General features: G+C 43.8%; 24 protein-coding genes and 1 tRNA gene. 5 read left to right on the top strand and 20 right to left on the bottom strand.

Translation table 11 applies throughout. The features are described 5' to 3' along the window. Positions 1-64 precede the first annotated feature (64 nt). The 7 genes from HC026_RS05505 to HC026_RS05475 all read right to left on the bottom strand — a co-directional run bounded on the left by HC026_RS05505 (position 65) and on the right by HC026_RS05475 (position 5,335). Positions 65-136 (bottom strand) — tRNA-Asn (locus tag HC026_RS05505). Positions 137-194: 58 nt separating this feature from the next. Continuing rightward, entirely contained in the window at positions 195-503 is a 309-nt protein-coding gene (locus tag HC026_RS05500; protein ID WP_168924997.1) for a hypothetical protein, read from the bottom strand. Between the two features lie 351 nt (positions 504-854). Next, a complete protein-coding gene (locus HC026_RS05495; RefSeq protein ID WP_168924996.1) occupies positions 855-1,934 on the bottom strand; it encodes an ABC transporter ATP-binding protein in 1,080 nt (359 codons plus the stop codon). A gap of 93 nt (positions 1,935-2,027) precedes the next feature. Continuing rightward, the gene (locus tag HC026_RS05490) at positions 2,028-2,876 is read right to left on the bottom strand and encodes a glucosaminidase domain-containing protein (RefSeq protein WP_168924995.1); all 849 of its coding nucleotides are present in this window, start codon (positions 2,874-2,876) and stop codon (positions 2,028-2,030) included. A gap of 154 nt (positions 2,877-3,030) precedes the next feature. Continuing rightward, a complete protein-coding gene (locus HC026_RS05485; RefSeq protein ID WP_168924994.1) occupies positions 3,031-4,161 on the bottom strand; it encodes a glycoside hydrolase family 73 protein in 1,131 nt (376 codons plus the stop codon). A 209-nt stretch (positions 4,162-4,370) separates the two neighbouring features. After that, positions 4,371-5,084, bottom strand: a complete 714-nt coding sequence (locus HC026_RS05480; RefSeq protein ID WP_168925088.1) for a glucosamine-6-phosphate deaminase — start codon at positions 5,082-5,084, stop codon at positions 4,371-4,373. Between the two features lie 104 nt (positions 5,085-5,188). Further along, on the bottom strand, positions 5,189-5,335 hold the full coding sequence (locus tag HC026_RS05475; RefSeq protein ID WP_168924993.1) for a hypothetical protein: 147 nt from the start codon (positions 5,333-5,335) through the stop codon (positions 5,189-5,191). A 161-nt stretch (positions 5,336-5,496) separates the two neighbouring features. Between HC026_RS05475 and HC026_RS05470 the strand changes: the two genes are divergently transcribed. After that, positions 5,497-6,120 carry a flavin reductase family protein gene (locus tag HC026_RS05470; protein WP_168924992.1) on the top strand — a complete coding sequence of 208 codons (624 nt, stop codon included), beginning with the start codon at positions 5,497-5,499 and terminating at the stop codon, positions 6,118-6,120. Positions 6,121-6,185: 65 nt separating this feature from the next. Here HC026_RS05470 and glmS read toward each other — a convergent pair whose 3' ends face one another. The 4 genes from glmS to cdaA all read right to left on the bottom strand — a co-directional run bounded on the left by glmS (position 6,186) and on the right by cdaA (position 11,421). Then, positions 6,186-8,003, bottom strand: a complete 1,818-nt coding sequence (gene glmS / locus HC026_RS05465) for a glutamine--fructose-6-phosphate transaminase (isomerizing) (RefSeq protein ID WP_168924991.1) — start codon at positions 8,001-8,003, stop codon at positions 6,186-6,188. 217 nt (positions 8,004-8,220) lie between these two features. Then, positions 8,221-9,570, bottom strand: a complete 1,350-nt coding sequence (gene glmM, locus HC026_RS05460; RefSeq protein WP_168924990.1) for a phosphoglucosamine mutase — start codon at positions 9,568-9,570, stop codon at positions 8,221-8,223. Between the two features lie 25 nt (positions 9,571-9,595). After that, positions 9,596-10,570 carry a CdaR family protein gene (locus HC026_RS05455; RefSeq protein ID WP_168924989.1) on the bottom strand — a complete coding sequence of 325 codons (975 nt, stop codon included), beginning with the start codon at positions 10,568-10,570 and terminating at the stop codon, positions 9,596-9,598. After that, positions 10,567-11,421, bottom strand: coding sequence for a diadenylate cyclase CdaA (gene cdaA, locus HC026_RS05450; protein WP_168924988.1), 855 nt, complete (start codon positions 11,419-11,421; stop codon positions 10,567-10,569). The genes HC026_RS05455 and cdaA overlap by 4 nt, the downstream gene beginning before the upstream one ends. Before the next feature lie 198 nt (positions 11,422-11,619). On the opposite strand from cdaA, the gene HC026_RS05445 reads away from it, so the two are divergent. Then, complete coding sequence (locus HC026_RS05445; protein WP_168924987.1) at positions 11,620-12,336, top strand: DUF1361 domain-containing protein; 717 nt, start codon at positions 11,620-11,622, stop codon at positions 12,334-12,336. A 63-nt stretch (positions 12,337-12,399) separates the two neighbouring features. On the opposite strand, the gene HC026_RS05440 is transcribed toward HC026_RS05445, so the two are convergent. Together HC026_RS05440 and murB are read right to left on the bottom strand one after the other, a co-directional pair. Further along, the gene (locus HC026_RS05440) at positions 12,400-14,511 is read right to left on the bottom strand and encodes a cation:proton antiporter (RefSeq protein ID WP_168924986.1); all 2,112 of its coding nucleotides are present in this window, start codon (positions 14,509-14,511) and stop codon (positions 12,400-12,402) included. Between the two features lie 17 nt (positions 14,512-14,528). Beyond that, complete coding sequence (gene murB / locus HC026_RS05435) at positions 14,529-15,437, bottom strand: UDP-N-acetylmuramate dehydrogenase (protein ID WP_168924985.1); 909 nt, start codon at positions 15,435-15,437, stop codon at positions 14,529-14,531. Between the two features lie 192 nt (positions 15,438-15,629). On the opposite strand from murB, the gene HC026_RS05430 reads away from it, so the two are divergent. Together HC026_RS05430 and HC026_RS05425 are read left to right on the top strand one after the other, a co-directional pair. Further along, positions 15,630-16,394, top strand: a complete 765-nt coding sequence (locus tag HC026_RS05430; RefSeq protein WP_168924984.1) for an exodeoxyribonuclease III — start codon at positions 15,630-15,632, stop codon at positions 16,392-16,394. Between the two features lie 28 nt (positions 16,395-16,422). Next, entirely contained in the window at positions 16,423-16,956 is a 534-nt protein-coding gene (locus tag HC026_RS05425; protein WP_168924983.1) for a 3'-5' exonuclease, read from the top strand. Positions 16,957-17,013: 57 nt separating this feature from the next. Here the strand turns inward: HC026_RS05425 and HC026_RS05420 are convergent, their stop codons facing one another. From HC026_RS05420 to HC026_RS05405, 4 genes are all read right to left on the bottom strand, one after another. Continuing rightward, entirely contained in the window at positions 17,014-17,517 is a 504-nt protein-coding gene (locus HC026_RS05420) for a GNAT family N-acetyltransferase (protein WP_168924982.1), read from the bottom strand. A 1-nt stretch (position 17,518) separates the two neighbouring features. Further along, positions 17,519-17,989 carry a tRNA (adenosine(37)-N6)-threonylcarbamoyltransferase complex ATPase subunit type 1 TsaE gene (tsaE, locus tag HC026_RS05415; protein ID WP_168924981.1) on the bottom strand — a complete coding sequence of 157 codons (471 nt, stop codon included), beginning with the start codon at positions 17,987-17,989 and terminating at the stop codon, positions 17,519-17,521. 80 nt (positions 17,990-18,069) lie between these two features. Then, positions 18,070-19,044 (bottom strand): phosphate acetyltransferase, encoded by a 975-nt coding sequence (pta, locus tag HC026_RS05410; protein ID WP_168924980.1) that lies wholly within the window; start codon positions 19,042-19,044, stop codon positions 18,070-18,072. A 34-nt stretch (positions 19,045-19,078) separates the two neighbouring features. After that, the gene (locus tag HC026_RS05405; protein ID WP_168924979.1) at positions 19,079-19,801 is read right to left on the bottom strand and encodes a uracil-DNA glycosylase; all 723 of its coding nucleotides are present in this window, start codon (positions 19,799-19,801) and stop codon (positions 19,079-19,081) included. A 226-nt stretch (positions 19,802-20,027) separates the two neighbouring features. Between HC026_RS05405 and HC026_RS05400 the strand changes: the two genes are divergently transcribed. Next, positions 20,028-20,603, top strand: a complete 576-nt coding sequence (locus tag HC026_RS05400; protein ID WP_168924978.1) for an LURP-one-related/scramblase family protein — start codon at positions 20,028-20,030, stop codon at positions 20,601-20,603. A 61-nt stretch (positions 20,604-20,664) separates the two neighbouring features. Here the strand turns inward: HC026_RS05400 and smpB are convergent, their stop codons facing one another. Genes smpB through HC026_RS05385 form a run of 3 tightly spaced genes read right to left on the bottom strand, consistent with a single transcriptional unit; the run spans position 20,665 to position 24,331 of the window. After that, complete coding sequence (smpB, locus tag HC026_RS05395; RefSeq protein WP_089109553.1) at positions 20,665-21,135, bottom strand: SsrA-binding protein SmpB; 471 nt, start codon at positions 21,133-21,135, stop codon at positions 20,665-20,667. A gap of 24 nt (positions 21,136-21,159) precedes the next feature. After that, positions 21,160-23,544, bottom strand: coding sequence for a ribonuclease R (rnr, locus tag HC026_RS05390; protein ID WP_168924977.1), 2,385 nt, complete (start codon positions 23,542-23,544; stop codon positions 21,160-21,162). A gap of 37 nt (positions 23,545-23,581) precedes the next feature. Beyond that, positions 23,582-24,331 (bottom strand): alpha/beta hydrolase, encoded by a 750-nt coding sequence (locus HC026_RS05385; protein ID WP_232843655.1) that lies wholly within the window; start codon positions 24,329-24,331, stop codon positions 23,582-23,584. Positions 24,332-24,355: the final 24 nt, after the last annotated feature.

The raw sequence follows: 24,355 nt of genomic DNA, 5'->3' as shown, positions 1-24,355 counted from the left end.
TCAGTGAAATCAACTGATTGCCAGATTTTAATATGTTTAAACTAAAAACCGCTCTTTATTGTGACTGCCCCGGCTGGGCTCGAACCAGCGACCTCTTGATTAACAGTCAATTATTCTACCACTGAACTACGGGGCAATAAAAACGCCATGAATTATTTATACCATAAATATTCTTGACGTGCAAACCTTTTTCATTAGCCAATGTGATTTTCTTTTAAAACCATATCAACTTCGTGCTGGATCTTTTCTGGCTTCTGCCACTCCTCAAAATGATCCATCTCTTCAGTTGGCATTTCATAGTTTTCGTTGACGTAGTTCTCATACGCTTCAACGTGTGGTGAATGGGGAATATTTAACTGTAAAATTCGAACTTGCTTGATGAAACCTCGTTCAGCAGCCAACTCAGCTCGACCATTTTGCACCATATTACTGATTTCCATATACTTGGTACCGTCTAATCGAGTAATCTCTTCAATGAGTGTAAACGTTTCGTGACTCTTCAATTGTAAAGGGCTCCCTCCATCTGTAACTATCACATATAATATAACACAAAAAGCCACTATCAAAGATAGTGGCGGCATAAGAGAGAAAGAGAATTGATTAGAAGGTAATTAATTCATACCTTACAATGAATACTATAAGGCACTATGAAAGCGCTGTCAACCTTTTTTAAAAAATTCCTATCATGTTGACTTTGAGCTAAAAAAGCCCCAACCGTCCAAAAGAACGATTGGGGCCCAAGAAACTAGTGAGATATCCCTTTTCGTTAAAACTAATCAGGGGGTAAATAAATGGTTATTTATAGTATAACACTTTTTATGAGAATACTCACATTTTTCTAATTAAATGCTCATTTATTTATCCAAGCTCCCCGTCTTATCCACGTGAGCTGTGGGATGAACTAAAGTGGTTGGGTTAGAAACAACTTCTGACAGTGAATGACCCGATAGGTTTGTCCAACACGTAAACACCAGCAGTAACACCACCGCCAACGTCAAAAGCCGGCTACTCAGAGTCATCTTTTCACTGATAACGGACCCATAAAAGTCTTTCTTAACCTTGCCAGCCACGTTTTGTTCAGTCGGATTTTGTTTCTGCCGTTCTTCCACCACCGAAGCCTGAAACGCATCAATATCAAAAGCTTTTTGAGCCTCTTTCATTCTTAACTGAAACTGTTTCTTTTCTTTTTTACTTAAGTTCTTAAACCATTTCACAAATTCACGGTAGTCCGAAACGATTGGCGCAGTATCGCCGACTTCTTTTAAGTTACCGTAATGGATCCAAGCAACGCGGTCACAAAGCATTTCAACCTGCTTCAAAGAGTGACTGACAAAGATAATCGTCTTCCCCTCAGCCTTAAATTCAGTGATCTTATCCACGCACTTTTGATAGAAAGTATCATCACCAACCGAAAGAGCCTCATCAATAATGAGAATATCTGGGTTCACATGGACAGCAATCGAAAAGCCAAGTCGAGATTTCATCCCGCTAGAATAACTCTTAACCGGTTGATACAGAAAATCACCAATATCAGCGAAGCTAACGATGTCATCCATTAAACCGTCGATTTCTTCATTGGTTAATCCCTGCATCAGAGCCTTTAAGCGAATATTTTCAAGTCCGGTAAGGTTGCCCCGTAACCCTGCACCAATGGCAATAATCGAGGTTTCACCGCGAACGTCAACAATGCCCGTGGTCTGCGGAATAATGCCCGAGATAATATTCGATAAGGTGGACTTTCCAGAGCCGTTAACACCAATCAGTCCTAAAGTCTCACCAGGCATCACCTTGAGTGAAACGCCCATCAAAGACCAGAAATGCGGTACCGGTTTACGGTTCAACGCGAAGAACGCCCGTAGTTTCTCTGATTGCGTTTTAAATAAATCATATTCTTTGGTGACATTTTGCACCATAATTTTATAATCAGTTGCCATTTTATTAAAATCTTCCTAACATCATTTTTCGGTTTATAACACTATGAACGTCATTATATCAGAGAACATGAACCCTGTCTTGCTTGTTTGGTCCTAGTTACTCTTAAGGCCCAAGATATCAGTGATCTGAACCCAGCCGGTTACCGAACCGCTTTTAACCTGATACCAGATTGTTTGGTTCTTAGTCACGATGCCACGCGATAACACTTTAACTTTTTTGTTGGCCAACGCCTTAGTTCGAATGACTTTGGCCTTATCGCTGGTCGTAGGAACGCCATTATAAAATTTGATAGACCCTGTTTTGATGGTGGCCGTCCCGTCGTAGCTGGCATAAGCCACACCAGGTGTCACCCGAGTGCTGGTATCCGCATCCGTACTATTGGCGGTGCTGCGATCAAAGCGATCGTGCAAATCATAGTCAGCAATGATTTTATTAAGCTTCTCCGCATAATCATTGTCAGTAGCGTAGTTTTCCGCAACAATGTTCGTAGCTGTCATGTAGGAGCTCGCGTTTTCCCGCCAAGCACCCTCATAGAGAAACGGATTCCAAGTCGTCCCACCACGTAACACTTTCGCATAGTCATTTAAAGACGCTTGTGCGGAAGGGTAAACCTTAAACTGAGCTAACGTGTTATACATTGACCCGCTAGCGTTGGCCTCAGCCGTGGACATTGTAATCGAGTGCCCATCATAACTGCCCTTAACGCCAAAATAGTTATGCGCGCTAACGGATAGCTGACTAGTTCCCCAATCGCTTTCCAGTGCTGCCTGTGCCATCATAACCGAACCATATAGATGATTCTGGCGACTCACTTTTAGTACTGGTTGGCTCATTTGGTTAATAAAATCGGTGTGTGTGTCTGCTTGCACAGTCTCTGTTGTCAATGCACCAAGTCCCAGTGCAGAAACCAGTAAAATTGTCAGCTTTTTCCAGACCTTCATCGTCATAAATCTCCTATCTAAATACTAAACCGAGAATATTATACCGGTTTCTGATTATTTCACAAGTTAATGTTTACTAATAAATTAAAATCTTAACCTTTGAAAAAGACCTGATACCAGAACGGTACCAAGGCCTTTATCTTGAAGTATTTATTTATTTTTTAATGGCTAGAGAGCTGACCCAGCCGGTTAGTGAACTACTATGGATTCGATACCAGGTTGTGGTAACGCCATTTTGAACGTGAGTTGCTTTCTTGTCGATTGTTACTGAATGGTTTGTGAGTGCTTTAGTGGTCGTCAACTGTTTGGCAATGTACGTTGAATTAAACACGTGATCATATACGGGATAAATGGTTCCATTCAAAGTGACCGATTTCTTATCAGCCTTGTAAGTGGTCTTAGGAAAACTAAGCGCTTTTGAGTAAACCCAATATTTCTTTGAGGTTGTCTGTTTGCTAAACCGGACTCGATACCAATTCGTCTTCGTGCTGACTTTATACCCACGGGCATCAATCCAGACCGGCCGTCCCTGCCAGCCACCAATCTGGGACCAACTGTACTTAGTCGTTTTGTACTTGCTGCCCTTCACATGATTATAAAGTGCATACCCCTTATACTTTGATCCCAAAGTTGCCGTTTGGCTATTCGACCCAATGTAATAATTGACCTTGGTCGTATCAACTACGGGTTTTTGAGATGGCGTTGCGGACTCCGCTGAACTAGTTGAGCCATCTAGCGTATAAAACTTGTAAGTCTGAATGAGGTTGATCAGGGAACTACCATAGTTCGGTGCAGTAGCGTAAGTCCCTGTAAGCGCATTGGCTGCAGATTCGTAAGTCGGCGCGTTTTCTCGCCAAGTACCTGAATAATAATTGGGATTCCAAGCTGTCCCATTGCGTAACAGCTGGGCATTATCTGTCATGGAAGCTGCTGCATCTGGATATTTTTTAAAGGCCGCCTGCGTATAGTAAAGTTGACCATTAGCATTGTATTCTGCCGTACTCATGGTCACCGAAGCGCCATTATACGACCCTTTGATACCAAAATAATTATTTGCATTGATTGTGAGCTGGCTTGTTCCCCAACCACTTTCCAACGCAGCCTGTGCCATCATGACTGATGGATACAGTTTGTATTGATCAGCAACCTTTTTTACCGGCGATGACATGTTGCTGATAAAAGTGTCAGCCGTTGTGCTCGCTTCAGCTCTGGTGTGCCCCACACCAGTTAAACCGCATACGACTAAGCCAACAGTGAGCAAGCCCACCATCCATTGTTTCCGCATGTGTATGTCCCCCTCAGATACAACAATTTATTCTTATTATAATTGGAATATGATGCGAAAACAAGCTTGGTCGACCTTCTCTTAAACAACTCACTGTCACAAGCAAAACTAAAGCTGACCAACCAAACCATCCCCCTAAAAATAAAAAGAAGACCGACTTCATCGCCGCTCTTCTCTCTCATGCTACCTTCAATTCTCTCTAAATTGAATTAGTATTCTTCACTTAATTGACTTGCCGCCGCTTCATCAATAATAATCGTCACTTGATTATGTTGTTGCAGGAAGCTAGCCGGAACGTCAGTCGTGATTGGGCCTTCAATCATTGCTTTGACAGCTTCAGCCTTTTCAGGACCAAACGCTTCCAATAGAATATGCTTACTGGTTAAAATCGAGGCAATACCCATTGAATAAGCATAACGCGGTACTTCATCTTCATTCTTAAAGAAACGGGCATTAGCTTTGATCGTTGATTCAGTCAAGGCAACTTTATGAGTACCCAGTGCAGGATCAGTGCCGGGTTCATTAAACCCGATGTGACCGTTTTGACCAAGTCCTAAAATCTGTAAATCAATTGGATTGTCCGCAATTACTTGATCATAACGCTTCATCTCAGCTTCTGCATCACTGTTCAAACCATCCGGAACATATGAGTGTGCAAATGGTTTTTGATCAAATAAATGTTTTTGCATAAAGTAGTGATAGCTCTGTGGATGATCAGGAGCTAAACCAACGTATTCATCCAGGTTAACCGACGTCATTTGACTGAAATCAAGGTCACTCTTGGTAAGTTCTTCATAGGTCGTCACTGGTGTACTACCAGTTGCTAGTCCAAATACCTTGGCACCATTCCGGTAAGCATTTTGGAAAACTTCAAATCCTTTCCGTCCGCCTTCTGTACGATCTTTAACGATAATCACATTCATTTTTGCTTTTGTATATTCTGACATGATTCGCCACTCCCTTTTGCTGGTATAGCCCAATGATAAGTCATCTAGACCAATATTGCAAGAAAAACGACCAATTCTGCTTAGTAATTTACTTTTCGACTGCCTCGCTGCCTATCGCCACGCTTATTCGCTGCAAGGGTATTCTGCTGCGTCTTGAACTTTTTCCATGTGGCGTCTCGTTTCTCTTCTGCTTGTCTATTTTGACTACGTTTTTTTGTAAATTTCATGTTTGTCGCTCCTTTTCTCTACTGCGGAATTGTACCACGGTGAGCTTTCAACGTCCACGGAGATGCTTGAAAACGTCAAATTATTTGTTTCACAATTATTCATTACACCAGCCATCACACCTTGCGCTATAATGAGGGCAAATCCTTTGAGGAGGTCTATCATGCAGCATTTCTCAAGTAACTCGCTAACAGCCCTGAAACGTTATAAATTACTGTCTGGCAGCATTATCCCACGGCCAATCGCCTGGGTGACCACTTTAGGTCCGAAGCCCAAGCAGAGGTTAAACATCGCTCCCTTCAGCTTCTTTTCAGCCATTTCCAGTGAGTTACCCCTAATGACACTCGCCATTGGTCGTAAACAAAATCAGCTCAAAGACACAGCAGCTAATCTATTAGACAACCAGGAAGCTGTCGTCCACCTCGTCAGCCAATCGTTAGCCACCGAAATGAACCAAACAGCTGCAAGTTTACCTCGTGATCAAAGTGAACTTGATCTCACCCAGCTTGCTACTACCCCAAGTCAGACAATCTCTGTTCCTGCACTTGTGGCACCTAAAGTTCGTTTTGAAACAACGCTCTATCAATACGTACCCATAACTGATAATCAAGCTCAAGTGCAAAGCGACCTCTTCATTCTGGAAGTCAACGACTTTTACTTTGCAGACGAGGTATTAGATACCCAGACCTTCCACGTTGACGCTGCTAAGCTGGATCCGTTAGCCAGACTCGCGGGATCAGTTTATGGTACAGTGGACGGCTTATTTGAAATGAAGCGGCCACTTTGAGTCAATATCAAAAAAATCATCATCAGCCTATTACGACTGATGATGATTTTTTTTGTTGTTAAAAGCTATTCAACGGTAACACTCTTAGCTAAATTACGTGGCTTATCAACGTCTAAGCCCTTGTTAAGACTCGTATAATAAGCGATTAGCTGCGTTGGGACAACACTCAATAGTGGCGTCATTAACTCGTCAACGTCTGGCAGAACGATGTCATCACCAGGCTTAGCCAAGTTTTCCGAAACGATGGTCAGAATATGTGCGCCCCGAGCCATCGTTTCTTGTAAGTTTGAGCGAGTTAAGCCAGCTGTCTTCTCTTGAGTAATGATACCGATAACTGGTGTACCCTTTTCAATCAGAGCAATCGTACCATGCTTTAATTCACCAGAAGCAAAGCCCTCCGCTTGAACGTATGAAATTTCCTTCAACTTCAAAGCGGCTTCAAGGGAAACATTCTGATCGATTCCACGACCGATATAAAAGGCGTTCGGAGTATCTAAGAAGGTTGATTTAGCTAACTCTTCAATCTTGTTCTTCTCGTCCACAATCGCCTGAATACCTGTTGCAACTAGGCCTAATTGGTGACGAACGTCAAACCGTTGTGCAACGATCTGATTATCAGCCTCGCCCAAAGCCTTAGCCAAAATTGCTTCAAGCGCAATCTGTGCAGTATAAGCTTTAGTGGATGCCACTGCGATTTCTGGACCCGCATGGAGTAACAGGGTATAAGTTGCTTCACGTGATAAAGTTGAATTTTGGACGTTAGTGATGGTTAAACTCTCGTGACCACCGGCATTAACGTTAACTAACACTTCACGAGAATCAGCTGTTTCACCACTTTGTGACAAGAAAATGAAGAATGGTTTTTTAGATAAAATAGGTTGTTCGTAGGCAAATTCAGATGAAACGTGTACTTCCGTAGGTGTCTGGGTCAGACTTTCAAACAATCGCTTACCAACCAAACCAGCGTGGTAGCTGGTACCGGCACCTACAATGTAGATCCGGTCAGCTTGCTTCATTGAATTCAGTAATTTATCACTGATGACCGGTTCCCCAGTTTCAGATAAATACACCTGAGCTAGACGACGCATGACGTTTGGCTGCTCATCAATTTCTTTCAACATGTAGAATGGATAAGTGCCCTTATCGGTTTCGTTGGCATCCATATCAACGTGGAAGGTCTTCCGTTCGACTGGTTTGCCATCTCGGTCTTCAATTTTAACTTCATCAGGCTTAATGGTAACCACTTCGCCATCCATTAATTCCAGGAAGTCATGAGTCTCACGTAACATCGCTAAGGCATCCGAGCAAACAACGTTAAAGCCGTCGCCGACACCAATCAATAGTGGACTCTTGTTCTTAGCAACGTAAAGTGTCTCCGGATCCTCACGATCCATCAGCAAAAAGGCGTATGAAGAACCCTTGAGTAAGCTCAATGCTTTAGTAAAGGCATCATGGGCGTTTAGACCATCTTCCACAGCAAACTTATCAACCAGTTGAACCATGACTTCAGTATCGGTTTGACTAGTGAAAGGAACGTCGCTCAAATAATCACTCTTGAGTTCCTGGAAGTTGTCGATGACACCGTTATGAACTAAATAGAAACGGTCATCTTTTGAGACCTGTGGGTGTGCGTTAGCCACGCTGACAACACCATGAGTTGCCCAACGCGTATGACCGATCCCGGTTGTCCCGTGAACTTCGGGGCCAACTTCACGGCGTAAGTCGGCGATACGGCCCTTTTCTTTCACGAGGTAATCTTGACCATTCTGGTCGTTTACATAAATTCCAGCTGAATCGTAACCACGGTATTCAAGCTTTTGTAGGCCGTCAAGTAAGATTTTTACTGCATTATCGCTACCTGTAACACCAACAATTCCACACATAATATTTCATCCTCTAATTTTCATAATATTGTAATTGGTATAGACTCAATAATATTTCTATCATCTAAAGACATGTATACTCTACAGTCTTTTAAATGATATGTCAATAATAAAGTAAAAAGTGGTATAGATGAAAACCACCCCGTTTTTGAGGAAACGTATAAAAAGCGGTTTTCAAACAGCAAAGTTTGAAAACCGCTTTTATAGTTTCAGAAAACTAGTTGATGCCCACTTCACTCTTAACGACTTCTACAATGCGGTTAACGTAGCCGTCAACGGCTTCTTGCGTAGGTGCTTCAGCCATGACCCGCAATAATGGTTCAGTCCCGCTAGGCCGTACCAAAACGCGACCATCACCAGACATTTCCTTTTCAACAGTGTCAATGATCCCCTTAATAGCAGGATTATCTAAGGCTGCCTTCTTGTCAGCAACTTTAACATTAACTAGCTGTTGTGGGTAATCTTGAACGTCTTCAGCTAACTCTGATAATTTCTTACCCGTTTCTTTCATGATGTGCAACAGCTGCAAGCTTGTCAGCATGCCATCACCAGTGGTATTAAAGTCCAAGAAAACGATGTGACCTGACTGTTCGCCACCCAGGTTATAACCGTTAGCAAGCATTTCTTCCACCACATAGCGGTCGCCAACTTTGGTCTTAACACTGGTCAAGCCATGTGCTTCCATAGCCTTATACATCCCGAGATTACTCATCACCGTGGTGACGATGGTGTCCTTCTTAAGACGGCCGTGCTCTGACATGTATTTCCCACAAATATACATAATCTTGTCACCGTTGATCACGTTGCCTTCCTCATCAACAGCGATGCAACGATCGCCATCACCATCAAAGGCGAGGCCAATCGTGGCACCTTTTTCGACAGTAAACTTCTGGAGCTGTTCTGGATGAGTTGAGCCCACCTGATCATTGATGTTCAAGCCATTAGGTGTCGTCGCAATCGTATCAAATTCAGCACCCAGATCAGCGTATAATCTTGAAACCAAATTACTGGTGGCGCCATTAGCTGAATCGACGGCAATGTGCATGCCAGTTAAATCGTCATCAATGGTTTGTTCCAAAAATTGAATGTATTTTTGGCTGCCTTCTTGATAATCTTCAACAGTTCCTAATCCTTTAGCTGCTGGTCTTGGCAAGGTATCCGTTTGTTCCAGCAACTTTTCGATTTCATCCTCCAGATCATCAGAGAGCTTATAGCCATCCGCACCGAAGAACTTGATGCCGTTGTCTTCGACTGGGTTGTGAGAAGCCGTCAGCATAACACCGGCATCTGCACCCTGTGTCCGAACAAGATAAGCAACTGCAGGCGTAGTGATTACGCCTAAACGTAAGACTTCAATCCCCACTGAAAGAAGGCCAGCAACGATTGCTTCTTCTAACATCTGCCCTGAAATTCGGGTATCTCGAGCAACTAACACTTGTGGCTGCTCGCGATCAGTTGCGTGTTCAGTTAAGACATACCCACCTGCACGGCCAAGTCGAAAAGCCAACTCTGGGGTTAATTCTTGGTTAGCAATACCACGTACACCATCAGTTCCAAAATACTTCATGTTTAAATTTCCTCATTTCCAGTTATCATTTAGATTCAGCTGTAATCGTTACTTTAACGCTCTCCGGATCAGTTCCCGTCACCTTATTAGCGCTTGCGTCTAAACTAATTGTTTTGGTTTTTTCATTCTTTACATCACTCACGTCAACGTCTGCATTGAACTCTGAAATCGCCTTTAATTCTGATGCAGAACCAAATACCTTAATTGACTTCGTATTACTTTCAAAGCTATACGTTTCGTCACTGTTGCCACTCTTCGCTTTAAAGTTCAGTGGTACCGTCTTGGAGTTCCCTTTGCCAGTAACCGGTAAGTTGACTTGAGTAGTAGCGGGCGTCAAAATGACATTCACTGTCCGACCATTTTTATCAAGTGCTTCAATGACCGCTTCATTATTAACGGACTTCTTCGTGTTTTGAGCCAAATTCAGTTGTGCTACGACCTTACTGATTCGATCAATTTCGCTCTCAGCACCCGTTGCCTTAACGCTTGTCACATCACTGTTGGGACTGCCTGCAACATAGTTTTTAGCAATCCGAGATTTGTCATATTGAACGCTAACCGGGAAACTAACAGTCTGACGAGGCTGAATATTAACTTTAATGCTAGCAGGAGCAATTTGATAGCTCAGGTCGCGGTTCAACCCGCTCTGTTTTAATTTCACGGAATGTTCGCCAGGTTTAAAACTGGTCAGATCAGCGAAAACGCGAAAGTTCTGTGTGTTGGCCGTTGCTGTAACTAAAGCAGCTGGTCCTCGCAAATGAACCTTGACCTTCTCGGGATAACCGGTTACAAAATACTTATCAGAATCGACATCTAATCTAAGCTGAACCGAAACTGTTTTTTGCTCAGTAGCTGTTAAGGTTGTTGAATTAGTTCCAGTGGCGTTATTGGTTTGTTGGTTAGTCGCACTTTTGGTGCTGTTCACGTATAAGAACAGACAAACCGCCAAGAATAACGACACTAGCCGGTAGGTCCAACGACTATTGAAGATTTTTTTCATGACCGATTACCTCCCCCAAAGAACTGGCTAAGGGCATCAATCAGCCAGGTAAGTGGATTTTTCGGTTGTTCAGGCTCTTGATCCTTGATCAGTTCATTATTCAAGAACTTCAAATAATCGTTTTGATCCATGTTCCGGAGCAATTCATTATTCTTAGTAATCGAGACTTCACCTGTTTCCTCAGAAATAACGATTGTCAACGCATCCGTTACTTCCGAGATACCGACTGCGGCACGGTGCCGAGTTCCTAATTCTTTAGGAATCAGATTGCTGTCTGAAAGTGGTAAGTAAGCTGCAGCTACTGACACCTTATTATCCCTAATAATAACTGCCCCATCGTGCAATGGTGTATTAGGAATAAAAATATTAATCAGCAGCTCACCGGTAACCTTAGCATCTAATTCAATTCCCGTTTCAATATAGTCTTCCAGTCCAGTATCCATTTGAATGGTCATCAAAGCACCGATCCGTCGCTTGGACATGTACTGGATAGCTTTATCTAAGGCGGCAATCATCTGTTTTTCGGCCTCATTCACCTGTCGATTACGAACGAATACCGATCCACGCCCAAGATGTTCCAACCCGCGTCGAATCTCTGGTTGGAAAATAATGATCATGGCGATGACACCCCAGTTGATTACCTGGTCCATTAACCATGATACCGTTCCAAACCCTACGTAAACCGCAATTATCTTGACGACGACAATCACGATAATTCCACGCAAGAGCTGAACCGCTTTGGTTCCTCGCAGCAGCATAATCAGTTCGTAAAAAACAAACCAGACGACGAGAATATCGAGGAGGTTTACGATGTTATGCCACGTCAAAAAGCTACTCCAATCAAGATTCATTAGATAATTTCCCTCCAAAAATCTATTCAGGTAACATTATAGCACGCCAACTCCTATTTTTTAGAAACACAACTATATTTCTAAGGGTCACGACAAGTAAAATGCCATTTTTTTTGGAAACCCTCTGAAATTTCATGCGACTACTCAAGTAATCTGTTATTATTTGAGTAGTGATATTTTGAACAGGGAGATGATCTCTTGGCGGGTCACGCACGCTGGCAAATCCGGATTTTTGTTGTGCTGTGGCTGTTATTTCTGTGGCAGTTCGCACATGAGCCTTTTACTTTTTTAATTTTGAATACCTTTTTGGGTTATCTACCCATCGAAATCAGTTTCCACCTGAGCAAGGAACGGCCTAAAAGCGGTCTGTTTTTCTGGTTGATTGTTCTTTTGTGGCTTGTGTTCTACCCCAATGCACCCTACCTGCTAACGGACCTCTTTCATCTGTCGCTCCTTGAGCCTTACGGTGCTGACGGTCTCCTTCAGCTTAACCTACACGTGTGGATTTATTTTACTTACCTGTTGATTAGTGTTCTCTTCTGCGTCATTTTAGGCTTCTGGAGTCTTAATTACGTGGCAAATACTATTACTCAACGCTATTTAAAGGGTAACTCGTGGCTGCAAACTGGGGTGGTGCTGTTACTGACTTTTCTCTCGTCAGTTGGTATCTACGTTGGTCGCTTCATGAGAATTCATACAGTCTATCTTTTCATTTCACCAGAGCTGATCACTGAGCGTCTACTACACATGTGGACACCCACCATGTTATTTTTTGTGGGCTTAATGACCTTGCTTCAACTGCTGGCTTACTGGTTGGTTTACTTGGCCTATCATAGCCAAATAGCAAACGAACGCGCACTTCAAAACACAAAAACCGTAAAAAAAGAAGCTGATCAAAATGACCAGCAAAAATAAACGGATCTAAAAAGCGTCTAGTTAATGGTCAATCAGCCATTAACTAGACGCTTTTTTCTTAACTCAATCAAGTTCATCATTGACCGCCATCATCAACACATTTTCAGAGTAGTTGATGTATTGGCGTAAACGACCGGCCATCTGCCAAGTAATATTACCTGACTCAAGTAATGTTTGAACCCCGGTTCTTTCAGCACCTAATGCAATGACTCTCAACTGATTAAGCTGCTGTGCGTACACCGATCTCGATACCCGCTGATCTTTTCGAGCACGTTCAACCCGATTACGATAGAAAACAACCAAGTGATAAATCGCCTGTTTGTCTAGTGCTTGCGGATCAACCTCATCAGCACCCAAATACTTCGACAAGGCTTTAATAGCAGACTTAGCACTTTCTCTGTCTATCAACAGCCATTCGTTATCAGAAGATGGGCTTTTTGCGTGGTGAATGACCATCTTAATTCGTAACCAAGTCCGATGCAAAAAGGTTGACCAGTTTTTTAGAATTGTCAGATCCAGCTGACGATTAGGGTGGTCGATTCGCCGCATGGCCCGTTTGATGGCCCGGGTGGCAGAACGATAGGCCTGGGCAGAGATCTGATGATGTGTGTATAGCCGGTCTAATGCCGACTGTTCACCTTGGAGGCCAATCTTTCGTAAGGTGACCTCATCGTCAACCACTTGCCGCCTATCCTCGTCATCACGGGTCTGTAACTCTAACTTTCGAATAATAAATTGATAATCTAAAATTAAATCGTACGCTGCACGCTGATTTTCGATTCGTCGATGCTCCTCGACAGCACTGACAGCGAGACGCATAATGTAAATTCTGGCCTCCGCTTCACTCATCAAATACCGCTGATTGAGTGTCTCAGGGCTATTTTCATCCTCAGCTGGTTCCTCATCGTCCTCATCGCTAAAACTGGCTCTGGTTTGAAGCGGTACGGGATTATCAGGGGCAACCAACGGTAAGGTGATCACTGCCGCAACCAAACTAATAATAATCACGCCAGCAGCCACAAACAACACTAAGGACCGTTGGGGAAAGGCTTGCCCGGTGGCGGTCAGTAGTGGCAATGACAGCACACCAGCCATGGTAACTGCCCCGCGAACCCCAGACAACCCGGCCAATAACGCTACCCGAAAACTGGGGCGACGTGGCTTGGTAATGCCTTGATACAAGTAAATCCAAATCACTCGAATCAATAACAAAATAACCCAGGCACCAAAGGCATAGCCGACTGCTTGAAACGTATTGAAGTGTACATCGTGAATCAGTTTGGTGGTGGCTAGAGGCAGTTCATCACCTAAAATCAGAAACACAATCCCGTTTAGTAGATAAACAATGACATCCCAAGTCTTCTCACTAACCAGCTTAAGCTCTGGTGAATCTTCAACAATGTGGTTGGATTGGAGGTGAGAAACGACACCGGCTGTCACAACTGCGATTACGCCAGAAGCGTGGAGCATCTCCTCTGACAGCACGTAAATCACAAACGGTGTCATGAGTTGCAGCACCGTGTTAAAAACAACATCATTAATCCCCTGTCGCCTTAAAAAATTCCGTGCGAACTCAATCAGCCAGATTAAAACAAAACCAGCTAGAAAACCCATGATGCTAATATAGAGAAAATCGCCAACTGCATGGCTCAAAGAAAAGGCACCAGTAACGGTTGCTGCCACGGCATATTTAAACGCAATCAAACCTGAGGCATCATTAACTAAGCTTTCACCGCTGACTAAGTGCAAAATGCGGTCTGGCAACTTAACTCGTTTTGAGATTGATTGCACCGCCACGGGATCAGTCGGCGACAAGATAGCTGCCAACGCAAAGCTTACCGATAACGATAACCTTGGAATCATAAGATAAATGAGATACCCGCCAACCACCGTAGTTAAAAAGACTAACAAAATGGAATTGGCAAATATCGGTCCCCGAAGCTGCCAGAGTTCCCGTTTAGGAAATCGGCGGCCATCATTAAATAGCAGCGGCGCGATGAACAGGAGTAAGAACCAATCCGTGTCCAGTGGAATCTGCATTTCCCAAAACAACGCCATAACCAATCCAAGTGCAATTTGAATTAAACTAACCGGGATGAAGGTTAGGTAGTGGCTGATGACATTTGAAATTAAAACAAGTACAACCAGTAAAATAACTGCTTCAACTATCAGCACCTACACCCCTCCTCTCACTAATTCAACACGGGATCTTCCCCAATGATTCGAACTTCAGTTTCCAATTTGACACCAGCCTTGGCTAAAACCGTTGCTTGCACGTGCTGGATTACTGCCAAGTAATCCGAAGCTGTGGCGTGATCAACGTTAACAATAAAACCGGCATGTTTCGTTGAAACCTGTGCGCCACCCGATTGATAACCCTGAAGTCCAGCATCATGGATCAATTTACCGGCAAAGTAGCCAGTAGGCCGTTTAAATACGCTGCCACAAGATGGCAACTCCAGTGGTTGACGTGCTGCTCTGCGGGCGTTTAAATCATCCATTTTAGCTTGAATTTTGGTTGCATCACCCGGTTGCAGTCTGAAGGTTGCTGTAATCACAATGTCACCCTCATCTTGCACCCGGCTGTGCCGATAACCGAAATCTAAATCTGTCCGTTGAATGGTTTTTAGCTTAGCTTCTGGAGTTAGTACTGTTACCGAATCAGCAACCAAACTAATCTCACCGCCATAAGCACCGGCGTTCATAAAGATAGCCCCACCAACACTTCCAGGAATTCCTGCAGCAAATTCAAGACCGGTTAAACTGGCAGCTTGCGCAACTTTGGTTACCTCAATGATTGAGGCACCTGACTCAGCCGTAATTTGGTTATCCGCCACTTCGATGTGATTCATTTCGGTCAAAATCATGACAAGTCCACGAATGCCACCATCCTTAACGATCAGATTACTAGCGTTGCCGATGACCGTGATGGGTAGTTTCTGCTCGTTGGCATAAAGAACTAAGGCTTTGACTTCTGCCAAATCGGCCGGAAATGCTAAGAAATCAGCTTTTCCGCCAGTTTTAGTATTTGTATAGTTTGATAATGGTTCGTTTTGCATCAGCTTAACCTTGGGAAAAGCTGCGATGATATCTGCCGTCATGGTCAGGTTCCTTTCAATACACAATAATTCGTATGATTAACTATTAATATAATACCATGCTAACTATCCCAAACAAAAGGTTAGTCACATCAACCCTTATTTTCTTCTGATAAGTACTGCATGACTTCCCCAATCCCTCAAAAATGATAAACTAAAGATGAACCATTTCACCAAGAAGGGATGTTGTCTGTCTTGAAATTTATTAGTTGGAACGTCAACGGTCTAAGGGCCGCTGTTAAACATGATTTTATGACGAGTTTTAACAATTTAGATGCCGATTTTTTCTGTGTCCAAGAAACGAAGATGCAACCAGACCAGCTCAAATTAGATCTGCCGGGCTATCATCAATACTTCAACTCTGCTGACCGTAAAGGGTATTCTGGCACCGCCATTTTTACTAAACACCAGCCCCTCAACGTGACTTATGATATTGGCACCGATGAGTTTGATCACGAAGGCCGAGTCATCACACTGGAATATACGGATTTCTATTTGGTGACTTGTTACACACCAAATTCAGGAACCGGTCTTAAACGCTTAGATTTCAGGATGGGCTGGGAGGACGCTTTCCAAGACTACATCGATCAACTTAATGCAAACAAACCGGTTATTTTGTGCGGTGATCTTAACGTTGCCCACGAAGAAATCGATATTAAAAATCCCAAAACTAATCATAAGAACGCCGGCTTCACGGATCAGGAAAGAGAGGCCTTTACCCGCTTTCTTAATCGTGGCTATACGGATACCTTCCGTTACTTCTATCCGGATGCTACCGATCGCTACTCATGGTGGAGTTATCGGTTCAGTGCTCGCGATCGTAATGCTGGTTGGCGGATCGACTACTTTGTGACGAGTAATGCCATCCAGTCCAAACTAGAATCAGCTGACATTAAAGATACCATTTTTGGCTCAGACCACTGTCCAATCTCCTTGACAACTACCGGCCTTCACGTATAATTTGTATGACTTGAAAGGAGTGGCCGATTTGAACTTTGTTGCAATGGACTTCGAAACTGCCAATGGTAAGCGTTATTCTGCCTGTTCTTTGGCTCTGACAATCGTACGAAACAATCAGGTAGCTGATGAGTTCTATACACTGATCAAACCTGACACTGATTTTTTCTGGCGTAATACCCAAATTCACGGTATTCATGAATCTGATGTTTCAGACGCCCCTGATTTTCCGACGGTCTGGCCGCATATTCAGACGCTGTTTACACCAGAACAACTGGTGATTGCCCACAATGCCCAATTTGATAATAGTGTCTTACGTCAAACACTTAATCATTACGGTATGACTTCACCAGCTTATTTAACTTTGGACACGGTTAAAACGAGTCGGCAATTCTTGCCCATGCTTGAAAATCATAAGCTTAACACGGTTGCCGACGCTTTAGGAATTTCACTTGAACATCACCATAATGCGCTAGATGACAGTTTAGCTTGCGCAAATATTTTGCTGACCGAAACCAAAACTTTTGGTCAAGAAGCCATTAAACCATTTATTAAAATGGCTTAGTACAAATATGAAATAGACCTCATTACCCTTTTAACTTCGGTAATGAGGTCTATTTATTTACTTAACAGCTAACTGCATCTCTAAAGCTTCGACAACTTCATCAGTGGCAGTCGTGACTTTCAGCGTCTGAATCGTCTGAAAACCGATATCCTGATAAAGTCTTACTGCAGGCTGATTGCGTATTTGAACAGTTAACGTGATGATATCAAAATCACTTTCTAACGCAGCCCAATCAAGACCACTTAGCATTAACTCCCGGCCGATTCCTTGATGCCAGAACTTTTTGAGGACGGCCACACCGATTTCACCGATTTGATGCTCCGCAGTTGGCAGGACTGTTACCAATCCCACTAATTCGTTATCCAGTAATGCTAATAAAATAACCTGCTGTTTTGACGTGCTGATTTGTTTTATTTGTTCGCTCTCAGCAGCTGGATCAACCTCATCACTGCTGTCTTCAAAGGTGGTCGATTCCGTTTTGAGCATCTTCAACAAGTTCAAAACGGCTTGAGCATCAGATGCCACTGCTTGACGAATCACTAATTCGGGTTCCTGTGCCATGTTATTTCTCCCGTAACTTTGCGACCATCGCTTCAAACCGCTCGCCATGGGGCTCAAAAACCAATTCTCGCTGATTTTCGCCCTCATCATCTAATCGTTTAAAGGCAATGCGTAAATAGTCGTCAGGTAGTTCATCAGCGACAAATTTAGACCATTCCACAACGCTGACACCATCGCCGTTGAAATATTCGTCCAAGCCTAATTCGTCACCACTACCATCTTCTAATCGGTAGACATCCATATGATACAGGGGAAGACGGCCGTCCTGGTACTCACGAATAATGGTAAACGTTGGACTTTTGACGTTACGTTTAACCCCTAATCCAGCAGCTAACCCCTTAGTAAAGGTCGTCTTGCCGGCACCAAGATCCCCATCCAGGAGAATAATGTCTTTGGCTGCCAATAATGGCGCCAACTTCTGACCAATTGCCATGGTCTCTTCAGGTGTTGAAACTTTAAGTGTAACTGTCATAATCTACTCCTTAAATCAAAAGGAGCCGGGGCAATGATGCTGCCGACAGCTCCAAAATTTTGTTAATTCTAAAATTTAGTTTAAACTGCTTGAGCTGCGGTGATAATCGCAACTTTATAAACGTCTTCTTCGTTGGCACCACGTGATAAATCTGAAACTGGTGCGTTCATTCCTTGCAGCAATGGCCCGATGGCTTCGTAGCCGCCTAACCGTTGAGCAATCTTGTAACCAATGTTACCGGCTTCAAGTTCTGGGAAGATAAAGACGTTTGCGTGACCGGCTACTTTTGAGCCAGGTGCTTTACTTGCAGCAACTTCTGGTACCACAGCGGCATCAAATTGTAATTCACCATCGATTGGTACCTCTGGTGCTTGTTCTTGAGCTAACTTGGTGGCTTCTTGAACTTTAGTCACTTGATCAGCCTTTGCAGAACCCTTAGTTGAAAAGCTCAGCATTGCAACTTTTGGATCAATACCGTACTTCTTAGCGGTTTGCGCACTTTCAACGGCCACTTCGGCCATTCCAGCGGCATCCAAATCAATATTGATGGCACAGTCAGCGAAGAGTAAGCGCTCGTCACCCTTTAGAAGGATAAAGTAGCCACTAATTCGCTTAACACCGGGCTTAGTCTTGATAATTTGTAATGCTGGACGGATCGTATCACCAGTTGGGTGAATGGCACCAGAAACCATAGCATCAGCTTCACCAAGGTAAACCATCATTGTGCCCCAATAGTTAGGATCTTCAAGCATTTTAGCAGCTTGTTCAGGGGTGTTCTTACCCTTACGACGTTCAACTAAGGCATCCAACATTTTCTGCTTTTCAGCTGCAGAAGCACCGTTTGGATCTTCCAGTTTAACACCGGTCAAATCAAACCCTTTTTCGCTAGCTGTTGCTTTAATCTTGTCGATATCGCCAAGAAGAACTGGCTGCAGTAATTTCTCTGAAGCAAGTCGGCTTGCTGCACCAATAATTCTGATGTCTTCGCCTTCAGGTAAGACAACCGTCTTATTTAAACCACTAATCTTTTGCTTTAAACTATCAAAAAGTTCCACAATATAGACCTCCAGATTTTGAAATTCCAACTAGTCAATTCTCTCTTGACGCCTCATGCGTAGGTGTTGGCTCAGCAGTAACGTGCTCAGGTAACTGCCAGTCAATCGGTGTTTCTCCCAGTGATTCCAGTGCGATGTTGGTTTTTGAAAACGGCTTAGAACCAAAGAAGCCCCGGTTGGCTGACAGCGGACTGGGATGAGCCGATTGAATCACAATGTTAGCCTTGGTATCAATCAGACTGATCTTACTCTGCGCCGCCCTCCCCCATAGAATGAAGACTACGGGAGTCGGCCGTTCCGATAACTTTTGAATCGCAGCATCCGTCAATTGTTCCCAGCCCTTCCCCTTATGAGAAAAAGCCTGACCATTGCGGACGGTCAAAACCGAGTTCAGCAACAATACACCTTGTTTTGCCCACTTTTCAAGATAGCCATGATTCACTGGCTTAATGCCAAGATCAGACTGCAATTCCTTGTAAATATTTCTCAGACTTGGTGGAATCTGAACCCCCGGCAGAACTGAAAAGCTCAGTCCGTGGGCTTGATTAGGCTCATGATAAGGATCTTGGCCTAAGATAACCACTTTAACTTCTGAAAATGGTGTCCACTGGAATGCCTCAAAAATATGAAACATATCCGGATGGATGTTTTGCGTCTGATACTCATGAACCAGAAAAGTGTGCAAATTTTGGTAATATGCCTTCTTGAACTCAGGCTCCAAAACCGGCCACCAGTCATTATGAATAAACGGTTTCATTCCCAACACCTCAACGTTCATTCTATCATAGATTTTCATGAATTATTAGTCATAAGGATGAAAATTGCTGGGTCAGCTGTCTACAAGCTGTTTTCAACTTTATTTTTCAGGACTTAAATCAGTGAAGTAAAAAAATTAGCCAACGCTTTAAGCTCAATTTAGGTGCCATCCATGTTAGAATGAATGGTAAATAACATCATTACGACTAAATGAATGGAGGGTTCCCATGCGCGCACTGTATATTCGACAAGACAGTTTGGCTGCCAAGGGGGCCAGTGTTGTTCGTGACGCTGATCGACGTTCCATTTACCTTCTTATTGGCAAATGGGGGCGTCATCAAGACGCGCTTTCGCTGTACCAGATTAGCGGTGACTTGCTGGCTGAACTTCGCCAAACCTCATTAGGCCTGCTGCCGCACTTTGACATTTACTCTCAAGGTGATAAGGTGGGGGCCATTTCCAAGCATCTGGGCTTCTTTAACGAAATGATTTACATTAGTAATCTGCACTGGATCATTGTGGGTAATTTTGTCACTGGTAACTATAAAATTTATCACGGTACCACCACCATCATGAATTCTCGCAGCGATGGCGATCTGCGAGAGATGAAGGTCATTTCTGAGGAACTCGAGCCCATTTGTATCTGCATCGCGGCCACCCTGGATCACTGGGCTAGTGGTCACAATCAGATGAAGAATCCCGCGCAAGCATGGCATGCATCACTAAAACGACAGATTGGGCTGCGAGGCAACCGAGCATGGCACTATGCGAATAATCAGGTTTGGCACCGACTGTTACACTAACTCATTAACGATACTAAAAACCGGCTAATCAGGAATCTGATTAGCCGGTTTTTGAGTTGTTCTAGTAGTGCTTCATGACCCGTGCAATCTGGCGGTCTTGTTCGCGTCGTTTAAGGGTCTCACGCTTATCGTACTCGTGCTTTCCTTTTGCCACGCCAAGTAAGACTTTTGCCACACCGTTTTTGATGTAGATCCGCAAGGGAACGATTGTAATCCCCTTGTCCTGCGTCTCGCCTTGCAGCTTAGCAATTTCTTTCTTGTGCAACAGCAGCTTTCGGTTTCGCAGCGGATCATGGTTGAACCGGTTCCCCTGGGTGTACTCACTGATATGAATGTTCATCAGCCAAGCTTCACCGTTACGAACTTGAGCGAATCCATCCGTTAAATTGACCCGTTTAGCTCGAATAGATTTAATTTCGGTCCCAGTCAAAACAAGACCAGCTTCGTAAGTGTTGAGGATCGAGTAATCATGCCGAGCCTTTTTATTTTGTGCCATGACATTTTTGTCAGTTGGTGTTTTTTTCTTTGCCAACAGTCCTCACCTCACTTTTAGATATTAATGACTTGGTTTATGATTCTGGCGATTGCCAGATTGAGTCTGGTTACGCGTATGGTGGACGTTATTGTTCCGACCACCATTCCGGTTGCCACTTTGGTTGCTGTGATTACGGCTGCCACCATTTTGGGAACGACGATGGTCATTTGGTCGACCGTTGCCGTGGTTGCGATTGCCACCGTAATTGGAATGGTGTTCACGCTTTGGTAATAAATCAGACGTTGGTGCGGCTGAAGGATCAACTAGCGCAAAGTCGATCTGGCTTTGCTCCTTATCGACGTTGACAACTTTGACCTTCACCGCCTGTCCGATCCGGTACGTCCGGTGAGTCTTACGGCCAACCAGTGCCAAATACTTTTCGACGTATTCATAATAGTCATCCGTTAAGCGACTAATGTGAATCAAACCTTCAACCGTGTTAGGTAACTCAATGAACATCCCAAACTTCATCACAGAACTGACAGTTGCATCAAATTCTTCGCCAAGATGGTCGGCCATGTATTCAGCCTTCTTCATGGAATCAGTATCACGTTCAGCGTCGATTGCCCGACGTTCCATCTCAGATGAGTGAACACCGATTTCTTCAAGTAAATCAGCGTAGCGCTCCTTACTCTTGGAATTAATGCCGTTTTCTTCATAGAAGTGAATCAAACGGTGCACCATCGTATCAGGATAACGCCGAATTGGTGACGTAAAGTGGGTATAGTACTTGGCGGCTAGTCCAAAGTGACCTAGCGACTGATCCGTGTACTTGGCTTGTTTTAAGCTTCTCAGCATCATAACAGATACAACGGCTTCTTCTGGTTTGCCAGCGACTGACTTCAACACGTTTTGAAGCATCTTTGGTCGTAAATGATCAGGGTCACCCTTGACGTTGACACCGAAGGCAGTTAAGAACTCGAAGAAGCTCTTTACTCGTTCACCATCTGGTGTTTCGTGGACCCGGTAAATAAATGGTGCTTTGGCTTTATTATAATGTTCAGCAACGGTTTCGTTGGCAGCTAACATGAATGATTCGATCATTCTTTCGGCTAATCCTCGAACCCGAAGCTTAATATCAATGGCATGGCCGGTTTCATCAACAATGATTTCTGCTTCGTGATCATCAAAATCAATGGCGCCACGGCGCTTACGTTGCTTATATAAAATCTTGTGCAATTCGCCCATGGTTTCAAACATTGGTACCAAGCGGTCGTATCGTTCACGGGTGGCATCATCATGAGATTCCAAAATCTTGTTCACGTCAGTATAAGTCATCCGTGCAGTCGATTTCATCACGCTAGGGTGAATCCGGTGATTGACGACGTTACCTTCAGGATCAATTTCCATTTCACAGCTCATACATAGCCGTAAAACGCCCTCGTTAAGAGAACAGATGCCGTTTGATAGACGACGAGGCAACATTGGAATTACCCGATCAGTCAAGTAAACACTGGTACCACGCTTATAAGCTTCTTGGTCCAGCAGTGAACCCTCTTTGACATAATGGGAAACATCAGCAATGTGCACACCTAAATGATAGTTACCATTATCCATCTTCCAGACAGTAACCGCATCATCTAAATCTTTTGAAGACTCGCCATCAATAGTCACTAGATCTTGATCCGTAATGTCTTCACGACCAGCCATTTCGGCTTCCGTAACGTGATCTGGAATCGCATCAGCTTCCTGCAAAACGTCCTCAGGAAATTCTGATGGAATATCATGAGCATACACGATTTGCAGAATATCAATACCAGGATCATCCACACTACCAATAACTTGCTTGGCAATGCCGACCATCGCTAATGGATGATCGGGATTAGGATATTCAGTAATTTCGGCTGTGACTACTTCACCAGGGGTTGGTTTTAAGCCTGTATCCACCACGTAGAACTTGTAGCGAGATAGTTTCTTATCAGTCAACCGGACCTGGCCGTAATAACCCATGTCATCATCGGTTTGAATAAAGGCACCAACCACGTGGGTATAATGGTGCACATCGATCCCCGTGACCTTACCTTCTGGTCCACGATCAGAATGTGGATCAGCTGCCCGAACGATTTCCATATCCACTTCATCGCCGTTTAGAGCAAGCAGCGTATTGTCCGGTGCAATGTAAGCATCCGGCAATTCGTCATCGTACGCAACGAACCCAAAACCTTTGTCGTTAGCGTGAAAAACACCATTGAGTGTCCGTTCCTTCTCATTTAATTGAAACTCACCTTCACTGGTTACTACGGCAATTTGTTCTCGTTCCAAACGTGCGAACTCTTGAACAATCAGCTTGAACGCTGCCGACCCGTGATAACCAAGGGCATCGGAAACATCCTCTACCCTGAATCGTTTTGTGGGATTTGCACGAAGTAAATCCGTTATCTGTTGCTTTAAATTGTTATCTTCCACGATTTATTCCTCATTATTTTTAAATTTTGATTAGTTGTTAGTCATTAAAAATCTGTTTTAAGTAAACTGTTAAATCCTGTTCTAGTTGATGATGCGCTTCATTAACCGTAATCACGTGACCCGCATCCTCATAGTAGTGAAAACTAACTTGACTATTGACCAAAGCATCCCGCAGCTCATACACCTTTTGTGAATCGATCAATTCATCTTGACCGCCTTGTGCAACAAAAGTAGCTTGTTGGACCCGATTAAGGTTTCGTGCCACCACCTCGGCAAATTGATTGATCTGTGTCAGTTGAGCGGGCAAATGCGCAGAGAGCCAGTTCAATTGTCGTTGCTCTGTCTCACCATCAACGTTCATATACTTGTAAGTTGCCTTGGCTAGTTTTACAAATTCTGGACTCAGATTATTTTTCTGCGAGGTGAAAATTGGTGAACTAAACGAACCGCCACCCAGCAACGTCGAATCTTCCTCTAGAGCATGCATGGCAAAGATACCACCAAGCGACAGACCGAAAATGCCCATGTTTTCATACTGCTTATCTCTCAGAAACTGAATTGCCTGTTGCGTATCGTGCCACCAGGCATCAGGTGAGCCCTTAGTTAAGATGTCAGCCGGTTCACCTGTTCCATGACCAGTGAACATCGGCCCAAGTACCGTATACCCCTGTCTTTGCAAGTAGCGACCAAGCATCCGCACGTCGTTAGAATTGCTGGCATAGGCGTGTAACAAAATCACCGCATTTGAACCACCCTCGAAGAAGAAGGGTTTGGGTAGTTGTATCATCAATTATTCACCTCCGGTCAGTGG

This window comes from Secundilactobacillus angelensis (assembly GCF_012641075.1).
Taxonomy (GTDB): domain Bacteria; phylum Bacillota; class Bacilli; order Lactobacillales; family Lactobacillaceae; genus Secundilactobacillus; species Secundilactobacillus angelensis.
Note: the sequence above shows the minus strand (reverse complement) of the source record. Positions and strands in the feature narration are given on the sequence as shown.

Bases quoted from the DNA above. Each gene is read 5' to 3' on its own strand.
- HC026_RS05470 (WP_168924992.1), top strand. From the start codon at position 5,497: ATGCAGCATTTCTCAAGTAACTCGCTAACAGCCCTGAAACGTTATAAA.
- murB (WP_168924985.1), bottom strand. From the start codon at position 15,437: ATGACGGCAGATATCATCGCAGCTTTTCCCAAGGTTAAGCTGATGCAA.
- HC026_RS05495 (WP_168924996.1), bottom strand. From the start codon at position 1,934: ATGGCAACTGATTATAAAATTATGGTGCAAAATGTCACCAAAGAATAT.
- HC026_RS05385 (WP_232843655.1), bottom strand. From the start codon at position 24,331: ATGATACAACTACCCAAACCCTTCTTCTTCGAGGGTGGTTCAAATGCG.
- HC026_RS05475 (WP_168924993.1), bottom strand. From the start codon at position 5,335: ATGAAATTTACAAAAAAACGTAGTCAAAATAGACAAGCAGAAGAGAAA.
- HC026_RS05420 (WP_168924982.1), bottom strand. From the start codon at position 17,517: ATGGCACAGGAACCCGAATTAGTGATTCGTCAAGCAGTGGCATCTGAT.
- HC026_RS05400 (WP_168924978.1), top strand. From the start codon at position 20,028: ATGCGCGCACTGTATATTCGACAAGACAGTTTGGCTGCCAAGGGGGCC.
- HC026_RS05485 (WP_168924994.1), bottom strand. From the start codon at position 4,161: ATGCGGAAACAATGGATGGTGGGCTTGCTCACTGTTGGCTTAGTCGTA.
- glmS (WP_168924991.1), bottom strand. From the start codon at position 8,003: ATGTGTGGAATTGTTGGTGTTACAGGTAGCGATAATGCAGTAAAAATC.
- HC026_RS05455 (WP_168924989.1), bottom strand. From the start codon at position 10,570: ATGAAAAAAATCTTCAATAGTCGTTGGACCTACCGGCTAGTGTCGTTA.
- glmM (WP_168924990.1), bottom strand. From the start codon at position 9,570: ATGAAGTATTTTGGAACTGATGGTGTACGTGGTATTGCTAACCAAGAA.
- HC026_RS05490 (WP_168924995.1), bottom strand. From the start codon at position 2,876: ATGAAGGTCTGGAAAAAGCTGACAATTTTACTGGTTTCTGCACTGGGA.
- HC026_RS05480 (WP_168925088.1), bottom strand. From the start codon at position 5,084: ATGAATGTGATTATCGTTAAAGATCGTACAGAAGGCGGACGGAAAGGA.
- tsaE (WP_168924981.1), bottom strand. From the start codon at position 17,989: ATGACAGTTACACTTAAAGTTTCAACACCTGAAGAGACCATGGCAATT.
- HC026_RS05405 (WP_168924979.1), bottom strand. From the start codon at position 19,801: ATGAAACCGTTTATTCATAATGACTGGTGGCCGGTTTTGGAGCCTGAG.
- cdaA (WP_168924988.1), bottom strand. From the start codon at position 11,421: ATGAATCTTGATTGGAGTAGCTTTTTGACGTGGCATAACATCGTAAAC.